At 71.1% G+C, this 12030-nt stretch carries 13 protein-coding genes and 2 pseudogenes; 10 read left to right on the top strand and 5 right to left on the bottom strand.

All coding sequences use genetic code 11. The features are described from left to right. The first annotated feature begins 50 nt into the window (after positions 1-50). The 4 genes from IG05_RS0105455 (at position 51) to IG05_RS0105440 (ending at position 2770) form a co-directional block, all read left to right on the top strand. Positions 51-533: an STAS domain-containing protein gene (locus IG05_RS0105455; protein ID WP_078893911.1), complete on the top strand. Its 483-nt coding sequence runs from the start codon at positions 51-53 to the stop codon at positions 531-533. Between the two features lie 127 nt (positions 534-660). Further along, a complete protein-coding gene (locus IG05_RS0105450; protein WP_051789517.1) occupies positions 661-1911 on the top strand; it encodes an ANTAR domain-containing protein in 1251 nt (416 codons plus the stop codon). A 122-nt stretch (positions 1912-2033) separates the two neighbouring features. Continuing rightward, on the top strand, positions 2034-2228 hold the full coding sequence (locus IG05_RS0105445; RefSeq protein ID WP_030339662.1) for a hypothetical protein: 195 nt from the start codon (positions 2034-2036) through the stop codon (positions 2226-2228). Between the two features lie 86 nt (positions 2229-2314). Further along, the gene (locus IG05_RS0105440; protein WP_030339660.1) at positions 2315-2770 is read left to right on the top strand and encodes an RpiB/LacA/LacB family sugar-phosphate isomerase; all 456 of its coding nucleotides are present in this window, start codon (positions 2315-2317) and stop codon (positions 2768-2770) included. 60 nt (positions 2771-2830) lie between these two features. On the opposite strand, the gene IG05_RS0105435 is transcribed toward IG05_RS0105440, so the two are convergent. Continuing rightward, the gene (locus tag IG05_RS0105435) at positions 2831-3196 is read right to left on the bottom strand and encodes a DUF6479 family protein (RefSeq protein WP_030339659.1); all 366 of its coding nucleotides are present in this window, start codon (positions 3194-3196) and stop codon (positions 2831-2833) included. 115 nt (positions 3197-3311) lie between these two features. Here IG05_RS0105435 and IG05_RS0105430 point away from each other — a divergent pair, with 115 nt between their 5' ends. After that, positions 3312-3686 (top strand): ferredoxin, encoded by a 375-nt coding sequence (locus IG05_RS0105430; protein ID WP_030339657.1) that lies wholly within the window; start codon positions 3312-3314, stop codon positions 3684-3686. 102 nt (positions 3687-3788) lie between these two features. Next, positions 3789-4967 carry an acyl-CoA dehydrogenase family protein gene (locus IG05_RS0105425; RefSeq protein ID WP_030339655.1) on the top strand — a complete coding sequence of 393 codons (1179 nt, stop codon included), beginning with the start codon at positions 3789-3791 and terminating at the stop codon, positions 4965-4967. Between the two features lie 549 nt (positions 4968-5516). Here the strand turns inward: IG05_RS0105425 and IG05_RS0105420 are convergent. Continuing rightward, positions 5517-6431, bottom strand: coding sequence for an NAD(P)H-binding protein (locus IG05_RS0105420; protein WP_107051298.1), 915 nt, complete (start codon positions 6429-6431; stop codon positions 5517-5519). Positions 6432-6891: 460 nt separating this feature from the next. Between IG05_RS0105420 and IG05_RS0105415 the strand changes: the two genes are divergently transcribed. Then, positions 6892-7383, top strand: a complete 492-nt coding sequence (locus IG05_RS0105415) for a DUF2975 domain-containing protein (RefSeq protein WP_030339651.1) — start codon at positions 6892-6894, stop codon at positions 7381-7383. Next, the gene (locus IG05_RS0105410) at positions 7383-7604 is read left to right on the top strand and encodes a helix-turn-helix domain-containing protein (RefSeq protein ID WP_030339649.1); all 222 of its coding nucleotides are present in this window, start codon (positions 7383-7385) and stop codon (positions 7602-7604) included. The genes IG05_RS0105415 and IG05_RS0105410 overlap by 1 nt, the downstream gene beginning before the upstream one ends. Positions 7605-7627: 23 nt before the next feature. Here the strand turns inward: IG05_RS0105410 and IG05_RS41915 are convergent. Next, positions 7628-8293 (bottom strand): annotated as a pseudogene (locus IG05_RS41915) (nitroreductase). A gap of 2 nt (positions 8294-8295) precedes the next feature. Continuing rightward, positions 8296-8445 (bottom strand): annotated as a pseudogene (locus IG05_RS49035) (LysR family transcriptional regulator); the annotation flags it as partial. 135 nt (positions 8446-8580) lie between these two features. On the opposite strand from IG05_RS49035, the gene IG05_RS0105400 reads away from it, so the two are divergent. Next, positions 8581-9702 carry a PP2C family protein-serine/threonine phosphatase gene (locus IG05_RS0105400; RefSeq protein ID WP_030339647.1) on the top strand — a complete coding sequence of 374 codons (1122 nt, stop codon included), beginning with the start codon at positions 8581-8583 and terminating at the stop codon, positions 9700-9702. A 257-nt stretch (positions 9703-9959) separates the two neighbouring features. After that, on the top strand, positions 9960-10604 hold the full coding sequence (locus tag IG05_RS0105395; RefSeq protein ID WP_030339645.1) for a LysE family translocator: 645 nt from the start codon (positions 9960-9962) through the stop codon (positions 10602-10604). Between the two features lie 290 nt (positions 10605-10894). Here the strand turns inward: IG05_RS0105395 and IG05_RS0105390 are convergent, their stop codons facing one another. After that, entirely contained in the window at positions 10895-11965 is a 1071-nt protein-coding gene (locus tag IG05_RS0105390) for a zinc-dependent alcohol dehydrogenase family protein (RefSeq protein WP_030339643.1), read from the bottom strand. Between the last annotated feature and the right edge of the window lie 65 nt (positions 11966-12030).

Genomic DNA, 12030 nt, shown 5'->3' with positions numbered 1-12030 from the left:
GAAACGGCCGGCCGAGCTCCTTCCTCCCCGCCCAGGAAGCGCGTGCCCCCATGGAAACCGGTCAGCCGTCACCTGCCCGCGTCCGCCCCGGCGGCCCGGCCCCGCTGCTCCTGCAGACCGTCCACGAGCACCGCGCCGGGATCGGCGGCATCAGCGTCCTGAAGGCCCGGGGCACGGTCGACGCGGCCAACGCCCGGCGGTTCTCCGAGGCCGTCGCCGAGCACGTCGTCCTCGCCGACCAGGCCGGGGAGCACCCCCTGCTGGACCTGAGCGAGGTGTACCTCGCCTGCGCCGACGCGGTGCGCTCCCTGGACCGGGGGACCGGGCCGCTGGCCCGCTCCGGCCGGGCACTGCCCGTCGTACAGCCCCGGCCGCACGTCCGGGAAGCCCTGACCGCGGCCGGTCTGCCGGGGATCCGGGTGCACGCCTCCCTGGCGGGCGCGCTGGACGGCCTGAACGGGCGGCCCGGGCTGGACCGCCTGGACGGCTTGGACGCGCCGCCGGCCGGTCGGCCGGCCGGCGGCCCGGGGTAGCCGGCCGCCGCCCCGCCGCCGCTCCCGGCCCGGTGCGGTTGAGGGCCGTGTGCCCACCGTGCAAGGTGGTGCCAAGGTCAGGAGAAGACCTGGCGACAACTGCGGCACGTCCAGTCTGGGTGATGCGATGAAACCTTCTTCCGGCCGCACGGCCCCTACGGCTCCCCTCGTCATCGAGTCCTCCGTCGTCGAGGGACTGCCCGCCGAAGGCGCCCTGCTGCTGCGCATGTCGGGAAGCCTCGACGCCCACGGCGCCGAGGCCTGGTCGGAGGAACTGCGCGGTCACCTGGAACAGGCGGACCGCGCCGGACTGCGCCCCGTGCTCGACATGGCGCACGTCCAGCTGGGCGGCGCCGCCGTGCTGCGCACGCTCAGCGAGACCACCCGGGCCCGCACCGGACGCCCGGACCTGATCATCGTCCGCGCCCGGCCCGGGGTCCGCGAGGCGGTGCACCTGGCCCGCCTCGACGGCGTCCGGCTGTACGCCACCCTCGACGAGGCGCTGCGCGAGCTGGCCCGCGCCGCCTCCCGGGTGGAGGAACTGCCCGCCTGGCACTCCCCGATGGCGGACCCGCTGCGCCCCTCCTACGACGACCTGCACAAGGAGGTCCGCGCGCTGCGGGCCCGGGTGCGCACTGCCCCGGTGATCGGCATGGCGCAGGGCACGCTCATGGTCCGCTACGGCCTGCCGGACTCCGGCAGCGCCTTCCGGGCGCTGCGCGAGGCCTCGCAGCGGTTCAACGTGCCGCTGCGGGTCCTGGTCTCGGCCGTGGTGGTGGCCCGGCCCCCGGACGGCGAGGTGTGGTTCCCCGGCCGCCGCCCCCTGCCGGTGCCCCAGCTGCGGATCCTGGCCCGCGGCGGCTGGGACCCCCGGTACCGGCGGCAGATGACCGAAGCCGTGCTGCGCGAGGCGCTGGCCGTCGGCCAGGCACCCGCCGGGTACGTGCAGTTCGTGGACCCGGCCGTGCACGCCCTGATGCTGGAGACCCACCACGGCTGTGCGGAAACGTTCCTGGACCACCTGGTGCGCGGCCGGGGCGACGGCACTGCCGACGCGGCGGCCCGCGTCCGGGGCCGCCCGGTGGGCGTGCCCGACGTCTCCGCCGACCCGCGCCTGTCCGACGACTGCCGGCACACCCTGCTGGCCAACGGCACCCACGCCGTGCAGAGCGTCCCGGTGCTCTCCTCCGCCGGCACGTGCACCGGCGTGATCACCGTGCTCTGGCCCGACGCCGGCCACCGGCCGACCGCCGCGCAGGCCGAGGCGCTCGCCCTGCTGGCCGCGGACACCTCGGCCTGGCTGAGCTGGTACCACCGCACGGTGCTCCTCGACGCGCTGGAACACCTGCACGGGATGCTGGCCCGCCCTGTCTCCTGAGCCTGCACGGGACGCTGGGCCGCCCCGCCCCCGAGCGGTCCGCACCCGGTGTGCGTCAGCCGCGCCGCCCAGGGCACCCGGGCCCGGCACGGGAACACGCACCACCGGAGGGAGTCCGGCGCATGAGCAATCCGCAGCAGCCCGAACAGCGGCGCAGTGACAAGGGCGGCGCCACCCCGCAGGACAGCGGCGAGCTGAAGGCCCGCCAGCGGGGCGGCGGCGACGCGGGCACCCGCCCGCACGGCACGGACAAGGGCGCCAAGGGCGGGGGAGAGGGCGGCGAGGTGCCCCCGGCACAGCAGCCCGACCACCCCTGACCGGCCCCGCTCCGCAAGGCCGAACGGCCCCCCGCGGGCCGTTCGGCATGTCCGGGGAAGGACGGGCAGGCGCTACCCTCCGGGGTATGCGGATCTCCGTCTCCTCCGACATGGACGAACCCGTGGCCCGGCAGCTGGTCGCGGAGCTGCGCCGGCGCGGTCACGACGTCCGGGAGCACGGAGCGCTGCGGCCCGGCGCCGACGCGCAGTGGGCGGCCTGTTCCGCGGCCGCCGCCCGGGAGGTGGCCGACGGCGCCGCCGATCAGGCGGTGGTGTGCTGCTGGACCGGCACCGGCGCGTCCATCGCGGCCAACAAGATCCCGGGCGTGCGCGCCGCGCTGTGCACGGACGCCGTCACGGCCGACGGCGCGCGCCGCTGGAACGACGCCAACGTCCTCGCGCTCAGTCTGAGGCTGACCTCGGAACCCGTCCTCAAGGAGATCCTCGACGCCTGGTTCGGGGCCGAGCCCAGCCAGGATCCGGAGGACCGGCAGAACGTGGCCCGCGTCGGCCGCCTGGACGCCACCCGGACGACGTCCTAGGCCCGGGGCGTACGGCGGTCCGGCGCGGGCCGGTTGCCGGAGGTGGTGGGGTGGGGGCGGTCAGTGGGCGCCGAGTCCGCCGCCGCCGAAGGAACCGCTGGAACCCTTGCTCCAGCGCGGACGGTCCTGCGACTCGCTCGGCCTGCTGTCCATGTTGCTCAGCTCGTAGGGGGTCATCGGGCGGTCGCCCTTGGCGGTCCGGGGGACCTCCGCGGACTCCCTGTTCTGCCGGATCTCGTGCACCGGACCCTCCGGCGGCAGCTTCGGCTGCTCATCGGGGCGTGGGCGCGGGGACTCGTTGGACCTGACGCGGGAGGTCATCCAGAAGCCGCCCGCGAGCAGCGCGAGCAGGCCCACGGCCACGATGAACAGGAAGAGGCTCATCAGACCGCTCGCCGCGGCCAGCTGCATCGATGCGGTGTTCATAGAACAGGAATACCCCTCTAGAACCGGACGAATCCGGACACTATGGGTTACTGCGTGAGGCGCGAGTGGCCGTTTCACGGTGTTTGCCGCCGTCCGCCCCGGCTACCCGCACGGTGTGACAACCCCGACTTCGCAGCAGCAGCTCTACCGGTTCCTGGAGGACCGCTTCACCTGCGCCCAGGCGTGCACGGAGTGCGCCCGGGCCTGCGCCGTCCGCGCGAGCCTCGTCGACCCGGACGGCACCGAGCGGCAGGAGCGGGTGCGCCGACTGGGCATCATGTGCGCCGAGGTGTGCGACGCGACCTGCCGGGTGCTGTGCGAGGAGGGCCGGCAGGACGAGGAGGCGATCCGGGTCCGGGTCGACTGGTGCCGCTCGGTGTGCCTGGAGTGCGCCCGCGCCTTCGACGAGCACCCCGGCGCCGAATCCGCCGCGGACACCTGCCGGGCCTGCGCCGCCGCCTGCGCCGACTTCCTGGAGACGCTCAAGTGAGGGCCCCTGCCCGAATCCGCCCGGGCCCCGGCATTCACAATTCCTGAAACACGTTCTACGGTGTGCGCCGTCAGGACCGCCCTTGGGGAGCCTGGAGGCGCCGTGCACCTCGACCACACGCCCGAGCAGCAGCGGCTGCGCACCGAGCTGCGCGCCTACTTCGCCGAACTGGTTCCGGACAACGCCTACGCCCGGTACGCCGACCCGGCCGCGCAGAAGCGGTTCTACCGCGACACCGTCCGCCGCCTCGGCACGGACGGCTGGCTCGGTGTCGGCTGGCCCGAGGAGTACGGCGGGCGCGGGATGACGGCGATGGAGCAGTTCATCTTCTTCGACGAGGCCGCACAGGCCGGCGTGCCCCTGCCGCTGATGGCGCTGAACACGGTCGGGCCGACGATCATGCGCTACGGCACCGACGAACAGAAGGCGTACTTCCTGCCCCGCATCCTCTCCGGCGAGATCGACTTCGCGATCGGCTACAGCGAACCCGGCGCCGGCACCGACCTCGCCTCGCTCAGGACCCGCGCCGTACGCGACGGCGACACCTACCTCGTCAACGGCCAGAAGATCTGGACCACCAACGGCGACACCGCGGACTGGGTGTGGCTGGCCGTGCGCACGGACCCCGCGGCCCCGCCGCACAAGGGCATCACCCTGCTGCTGGTGCCGACCTCGGACCCCGGCTACTCCTGCACCCTCATCCGCACCCTCGCCTCCCACGACACCACCGCCAGCCACTACGAGAACGTCCGCGTTCCCCTCTCCCGCCGCGTCGGCGCCGAGAACGAGGGCTGGCGGCTGATCACCAACCAGCTCAACCACGAACGCGTCACCCTCGCCGCCCACGGCACCATGGCGATCCGCGCCCTGCACGACGTGCAGCGCTGGGCGATGGAGACCAAACCCGCCGACGGCCGGCGGGTCATCGACCTGCCCTGGGTGCGCCGGCTGCTCGCCCGCACGCACACCCGGCTCGACGCGCTCAAGCTCCTCAACTGGCAGATGGTCTCGGCCGTCCAGGACGGCACCCTCACCCCGCAGGACGCCTCCGCGGTCAAGGTCTACGGCTCCGAGGCCCGCCGGGACGCCTACGCCTGGCTCATGGAGATCGTCGCCGCGGCCGCCCCGCTGAAGGAGGGCTCGGCGAGCGCCGTCCTCCACGGTGAACTGGAACGCGGCTACCGCTCGGCGGTCATCTTCACCTTCGGCGGCGGCAACAACGAGATCCAGCGCGAGATCATCTCCTGGATCGGCCTGGGAATGCCCCGGGTACGGCGCTAGCCCCCTGCGACTGAGCCTTGTTGGCACAAAAGAGGGATGGTTGGCATCGAGATCATCGGTTGTTTCCCGAGGAGGACCGCTCTGCGAAGGCTGGGGCCGCGGTCGAGCATCCTTGGGAGCGTGCGGCCCCAAGTAGCATGCCATCATCCGTCCCACGGTGGCTCGAAGAGACGATGACTCCGGTCGCTCGGATCCCGGCGACCGACCGCGTCAATCCACCGCAGGTCCTCGGGTGCCTGATCAGCGATCCAGTACGTGAGAAGGCGCATGCGTGCCAATTGATCAAGGGTCGTGAGGAGGGTGGAACGGTGGATCCCGCACTCCCGCGTCAGGTGTGAGGCCGGGCGGGCACGGCAGGCGACGCGTAGGTCCGAGTCGGCGGCCTGCAATCGGTCCGGGCGAGCCGGGTGATGCGCGAGTAGGGCAGGGCCCTCCACTCGGACCTGCGCCGGGCGTTCTCCAGACGGCAGCATGCGTGGCCATCCGGCATCCGCGAGTTCACGGACCGCATCCGAGGCCGGTTCGAGGCGGAGGCTGCGGAGCACTCCGTCATGTTTGCGCCGTGGGTGTGTTCCGCAGGAGATGGTCGAACCCCAGGGGAGGGCGTCCGAGGAGTTCGGTGACGTCGTTCGTGGCGCGGTTGTAGCGGTTCTCGCGGTGCAGCCTTGCCATGGTGGCGATGTGCTCGAAGACGTGGGGTGGCAGGTCCTGCTTCTTCAGGTCTTCCTCCAGCCACTCCTCGTACGGCACGTCGACGTAGGTCACGGGACGGCCGAGGGCTGCGGAGAACTCGGCGGCGATGGCTGCCATGTCGCGGGCGCGCGCCCCGGTCAGTTCGTAGACCCGGCGGGACGGCGAGGACGGGGCGAGCAGGAGGTGGGCGATCACCTCCGCCACGTCGGCCGCGGCGACCGGGGAGGTCCGGGCGGAGCCGAACGGGAGGCGGATGGTGCCGTCCCGCAGGGCCGAGGCGACGGCCACCCGGGCGAAGAGCGGATTCTCCATGAACACCGTGGGCCGCACATGCACGACCGGTACCCCCGACCAGTCGAGAACGTGCTCGGACAGCCAGTGCAGTCGCTGCTGGTGGGATTCGCCGGCGCTGGTGAGGCTCATCTGGGACACCGTCATCTGCGAGATGCTCACCAGCAGATCAAGGTCACCACTGTCCCGGACGGCCGCCGCGACCGTCGTAGCGGCCTCCAGGTACGTCGGTGACACACCCATCCCGAAGTAGGCCCGGCGGCAGCCCGCCAGCGCCTTCACCACGTCGGCGCCACGCGTGAGGTCGCCGACCACCACCTCCACCCCGCCCAGGGCCCGCAGCGCCGCGGCCCGCTCGTCTTCGTGATGCAGCAGAGCCCGCGCCGGCACACCATGCGCCCGCACATGGTCCAGGACCATGCGTCCGACCCCGCCGACCGTGCCACCCACGCCCGTGACAAGGATGGGCCGTACGTCCATGTCGATCACCTCCTGTCTCTCGGACCGGTGTGTTCGTCCGGCCCGCTCGCGACCGTCCGGCCTTGGGCCCTGTCGGTCGCCCGCAGGCCCGCAGGCCCGCAGGCCCGCCGGAACGCGCCCGAGCCATATGTGCCCAAAGGCCCTCCTGGCGTACCGGGCTCCGGAATGGAGACGGTGGCGGTGATGACCCGGGGGTTCCGGCGGTGGCGAGGGACGGCCCCGGCTCCGCCGAGGCCCCGGGTGGTTCCCACCGCTTCGAAGCCCATCGCGCTGCGCCCCGCGCCGCGAGGTCGCTTACCGCGGATGCCGCACTTCCTGTTGCACCGTTCGAGCGTGGCCACGCCACTGGAGACGGCGACGTCCCGCCATCATGCGAAACTCCCGCCCCCGCGTCCCACCCCCTTGCTTCGCCTATCGAATCTCGATAGATTTCCATCGCGTTTCGATGGAAGGATGGGTCATGGGAAAGCTGACCGTGTGCGCGCTGCGCGCCGTGCTCGTGGTGGTGCTCGCCGGCACCGTCTTCGTTCAGGCAGGGATGGTGTGGACATTGGCCAGCGGGAGTGACCCGGAGGACGGGTCGCTCCCGCTGACCGCGCTGCGCGTGGTCACGATCCTGGGCATGGTGGCGGTCCAGATCGCCGTGGTCTGCGTATGGCGGCTGGTTGCGATGGTGCGACGCGGAACCGTGTTCTCCCACGCCGCCTTCCGGTACGTGGACGGCGTGATCGGCGCGATCGTGGCGGCTGCCCTCGTGTGGTTCACGGTCACGGCCCTCAATGCGCCGGGCCAGCGGGACGACCCGGGCGTCACCGTCATCATGGGCGGGGTTGGCGTGGCCATCCTGGGGGTCGCGCTCATCGTGCTCGTGCTGAGGATGCTGCTTGCCCAGGCCGTGGCGCGCGATGTCGAAGCATCGCGGATGCGGGCCGAGTTGGACGAGGTGATCTGATGCCGATCGCCGTCGACATCGACGTGATGCTGGCCAAGCGGAAGATGTCCGTGGGCGAGCTCGCGGACCGCGTAGGGATCACGCCCGCCAACCTGGCGGTGCTCAAGAACGGCCGGGCCAAGGCGGTGCGCTTCGCAACGCTCGCCGCGCTCTGCGAGGTGCTCAAGTGCCAGCCGGGCGACCTGCTGCGCTGGGAGGCCGAGGACACCACAGGCGAATGACGTGCCCTTCCAAGGTCATGGACCTACCCCCCGACGAACGTGACGGTCTCGTCGAGCGGTGCCCGGCCCGTATGGACGTAGCCCACCGTGCGGGCCTCGAAGCCGATCGACGTCCCGCAGAGCAGGATGAGCTCGTCCGGGGGTGACAGGATCTCCGCGACAGTCCTGCGGTACACCGACCACGCCATCTGCGGGTAACTGTGCAGCCCTTCGGCGCGCAGCAGCAGCATGAGCGTCTGCAGATACATGCCGACGTCGGACCACTGAGGCCGGCCCATGTCGCGGTCGGCGTAACAGAACAGGGCGGCGGGCGCACCGAAACAGTCCCAGTTCGCCGCAGCTGCCCGCTGGCGCGCCTCCCAGTCCTCGCGCTCGATACCGAGTGCGCTGTAGCGCTCATGGCCGAAGGCGGATCGGCGCTCGTGTTACGGAGACTTCAGTGCGGGCGGGTACATCTCGTACTCCCGCTCGTCCCAGGGGTGGCAAGCGGCCACCCGCTCGCCGGCGCGCTTCTTGAGCTCGGCCAGCGGCCCACCGGTCACGACGCAGGAGCGCCACGGTTGGAGGTTCGATCCGGACGGCGCCCAGGCCGCGGCCGACAGCACCCGCTCCAGCACACCTCTCGGGACGGGCTGGTCGGTGAACCCGCGCACCGCCCGTCGGCTCGTGACCGCCTCATAGACATCCACGAGTAGTAGTCCAGCTCCGGCACCTGGTCCACGCCGACGATCGAGAGGATGACGAAGTGGCCGACGCCGCCCTTCCGGGCCGCGTCCAGGAGGTTGTCCATCGAGGTACGGAAGAACGCGAGCGAGGCTTCGTCGAAGGTCGGGGAGTTGGTCCGTGCAGCGACGCGCCCCCTGATCGCTGTCGGTGACCCGATCGGCCCTGAGCGTCTGGCGGACGACGTCTCGCACCGTCATGGCCCTCGGAGCGGCGTATTTCCGTATGCGAAGGTGAGTGGAAGGCTTGTGGTATGGCCTCTCGACCGTGGCCGGACCTCCGGCGTTCGTGGCAACCGGGTCGCGCACCCGCGCTGATGGTGATCCCCTTGGGGCTGATCGTCACGGTCTGTGTGGTGGACGTACTGGCTCCGCCGCACATCCACCTCGGACCGCTGCTGGTGGCGGCGCCGGCGATCACGGTGGCGTTCGCGGGGGCCCGCATGACGGCACTCATGGGAGCGCTCGCGGTGGCGGCCCAGGTGCTGATCGGCGTACTCAGAGGGGTCCTGCCCACCGCCAACATCGAGGCGCAGATCACCGCTCTCATCGTCGTCTCCGCCATCTGTGTCGGCATCTGCGTCGTGCGGGACCGACGCGAGCGCCAGCTGCACCAGGTGCGGTCCGTGGCCGAGGCGGCGCAGAGCGTGCTGCTGCAGCCACTGCCCGCCCGCAGCGGCCGCCTGAGGATCGCCGGCCTGTACATCCCCGCCGAGGAAGAAGCCGCTCTGGGCGGAGACCTGTACGCCGCCGCACGTACCGACCACCACAGCACCCGGCTCCTCATCGGCGATGTGCGCGGCAACGGGCTGGCCGCGATCAACAACGCCGCCCTGCTGCTGGGCGCCTTCCGCGCAGCCGCCCATCGGCAGGCCACCCTGCCCCGCCTCGCCGTCCACCTGGACGCCGCGTTCCGCTGGGACACCAGCCAGTGGCGGCCACAGGCAGAACAGGACACCAACGAGGACTTCGCCACTGCCATCCTGCTCGACATCCCCGACCACGACCCGGTCGTCCACCTCATCAATTGCGGCCACCCGCCGCCGCTGCTCCTGCGCGGGAATCACATCACCCCCCTCGTGCCCGAGGCGAGCCACCTTCCGATCGGACTCGGCGGTCCCTTCGGTCTCGCCGCCTACGACGTCCAGACGTTCCCGTTCGAAGTCGGCGACCTCCTGCTTCTCTACACGGACGGCGTCATCGAAGCACGCAATGCCGACGGCGTCTTCTACCCGTTCACCGAACGGGCGCCCGAGTGGGCCAAGGACGACCCCGACGAACTCCTGCGCCTTCTCCAGGACGATTTACTGGCCCACGTCCACGGACACCTCGAAGACGACGCGGCCGTAGTCGTCATCCGGCGCCTGGCAGTCTGATCCCCGGCCACGGGAAAGCACGGGATTACCGGCTCAGAGGTGATGGGGTCCCTCACGTCATGCGGGGCATTGCCCGGCTGCACAACCTCCTTGAGGGATGGACGAGTGGACCGCGCTGGGGTGCATGAGGATACCGAGCGGCGAGACCGTATGCTGCAGCAGACGAGACGGGCTCTGGTGGTGCCTCGTGGCCGCCCGTGGAAACCGGGCGGCCCATTCCCTACCGGGGGGCCGACGAACGACCAGGAGGTTGACCGGTGATCACTCTGACCGCGGTCGGAGGAGTGGCCCTGGTCGAACTGGGCATGGCCCTGACTCCGGGACCGAACATGATCCACCTCGCCTCCCGCGCGATCACCCAGGGCCGCAGAGCGGGCCTGGTCAGTCTCAGTGGGACTGCCGTGGGGTTCGTGTGCTATCTACTGGCTGCGGCTGCGGGCCTGTCCGCGCTGTTCGCCGCCGTGCCGGTGGCGTTCATGGTGGTCAAGCTTGTCGGGGCCGCCTACCTGGCCTACCTCGCCTGGGGCATGCTCAGGCCCGGCGGCCGCTCGCCCTTCGCTCCGACCCAGGACCTGTCTCCGGTCTCCGACGCCCGCCTGTTCTCGATGGGGCTGCTGACCAACCTGCTCAACCCCAAGATCGCTCTTATGTATGCCGCTCTTCTGCCCCAGTTCCTGGACCCGCAGGCAGGTCCGGCCTGGGGGCAACTGCTCCAGCTCGGTGGTGTGCAGATCATCGTGGGGATCTCCGTGAACGCTCTGATCATGTTGAGCGCAGCGCGGGTGTCGGGGTTTCTGGCCGTCCGGCCCCGCGCCATGACCGCCCAGCGGTTCGCGGCAGGTGGCCTGCTCGGCGTCTTCGCGCTGCGCACCGCCCTGTCCCGCACCCCTGTCTCCGCCTGAGAGGGGCCCGCGCCCACCGTGACGCCAGTTGTGCTGTGACTGCCGATACGGTGGCTTGTCCAGCCCACCACCCGGTTCTCCGATGGCCGGCCCCACGGCCTCAGCGCGTGTGACCACTCGAAGCCGCCGTCAAATCTGCGCTCTTGCCCCTGAGCGGAAGCAACTTCTTGCGGACCGCGCCGATTTGTGTCTGAGTGCTTATCTGGGGATGGGCGCCCACTCACAGCCCACTCCAGCGGAGGAGCCGAATCTCATGCGCGGACGCGGGCCGGTGGGGGTAGGGCCACTTCCTACATGTCCTCGTTGGCCTGGTCGTCTCGGAGGACGAAGAGCGGCTTGGTGCCGTGTGCGGGTGTTTCGGCGAACGCGACGGCCTCAGCGAAGCGTTCGAGCGGGAACGGTCGGCCCTGGGGAATGCTCAGCACCTCATCAGCGACGAGCCGGCGGACCTGGGACAGTGCGCGCAGCGCGTCCTCGGGTGAGGCGATGCCGAACCAGCGGTTCAGCCAGAAGCCACGGACAGTTTTGGTCTCGTAGATGACCGAGCGCGCCTGCAGCGGGATCGTCAGCGCCGCCGGGTCGGTCTGCCGATGGGTCGAGAGCGCGCCGTAGACCACGACTTCTCCGCCAGGGGCCAGTGCCTGGGACACCTGGGCGCCCACGGGTCCGGCGACACAGTCGACGGCCTTCCGCACGCCGGCCGGTCCCGCTATCTCGGCCACACGGCGCGACAAGTCCTCGTCCTCCGTGCAAATGACCGCGTCACCGCCGAACGCCTTGATCTCCTCCACGGCATCGCGCCGCCGCACGACATTGATGGTGCGAACTCCCAGATGCCTGCACAGCTGAATGATGAGCCGGCCGACGGTGGACCCCGCCGCCGTCTGCAACAGCCATTCACCCGGCTCCGCGTCGAGCTCGCGCGTCACGAGGAGCAGCGCGGTCAACGGGTTGACCGCGAGCTGGCAGGCGCTGAAGTCGCTCAGACGGTCAGGCACCGGAAGAAGCCGGCGCGTATCGGCAACGAGGTATTCCTGCCAGGTGCCGACCGCATGGCCCCCGGGCACCGCCGGGATCGCAGCAAACACCACGCGCTCGCCGACCTCCGGTCCCGCGGTGTCAGGGCCCAGGGCCGTGACACGACCCACACACTCCATGTGCCCCCCGACAGCCGGAAAGTCGAGAGAGAAACCGTAGCGGCCACGAAGCACATGCAGATCACTGGCGTGAATCGGAGTCGCGCTCACACGCATCAGCGCCTGGCCGGCTCCCGGCGCGGGAACGGGCCGGGATTCCAGCCGCAGCACATCAGCGGGCTCACCCGCCTCCACGGCCACCAGCGCGCGCAGGGTAGGAGACATGAGCGACCTCTCGTCCCTCAGCACCCGGAGAAGATCCGTCATGGTCGGGCGTAGCGTGAATGTTC

It is taken from the genome of Streptomyces sp. NRRL S-1022 (assembly GCF_000720135.1).
Taxonomy (GTDB): Bacteria; Actinomycetota; Actinomycetes; order Streptomycetales; family Streptomycetaceae; genus Streptomyces.
This window is presented reverse-complemented; position numbering and strand designations above follow the sequence as displayed.

Coding starts and splice junctions, on each gene's coding strand:
- IG05_RS0105455 (WP_078893911.1), top strand. CDS start 51: ATGGAAACCGGTCAGCCGTCACCTGCCCGCGTCCGCCCCGGCGGCCCG.
- IG05_RS0105390 (WP_030339643.1), bottom strand. CDS start 11,965: ATGTCTCCTACCCTGCGCGCGCTGGTGGCCGTGGAGGCGGGTGAGCCC.
- IG05_RS0105440 (WP_030339660.1), top strand. CDS start 2,315: ATGCGGATCTCCGTCTCCTCCGACATGGACGAACCCGTGGCCCGGCAG.
- IG05_RS0105420 (WP_107051298.1), bottom strand. CDS start 6,431: ATGGACGTACGGCCCATCCTTGTCACGGGCGTGGGTGGCACGGTCGGC.
- IG05_RS0105410 (WP_030339649.1), top strand. CDS start 7,383: ATGCCGATCGCCGTCGACATCGACGTGATGCTGGCCAAGCGGAAGATG.
- IG05_RS0105435 (WP_030339659.1), bottom strand. CDS start 3,196: ATGAACACCGCATCGATGCAGCTGGCCGCGGCGAGCGGTCTGATGAGC.
- IG05_RS0105415 (WP_030339651.1), top strand. CDS start 6,892: ATGGGAAAGCTGACCGTGTGCGCGCTGCGCGCCGTGCTCGTGGTGGTG.
- IG05_RS0105450 (WP_051789517.1), top strand. CDS start 661: ATGAAACCTTCTTCCGGCCGCACGGCCCCTACGGCTCCCCTCGTCATC.
- IG05_RS0105400 (WP_030339647.1), top strand. CDS start 8,581: ATGGCCTCTCGACCGTGGCCGGACCTCCGGCGTTCGTGGCAACCGGGT.
- IG05_RS0105445 (WP_030339662.1), top strand. CDS start 2,034: ATGAGCAATCCGCAGCAGCCCGAACAGCGGCGCAGTGACAAGGGCGGC.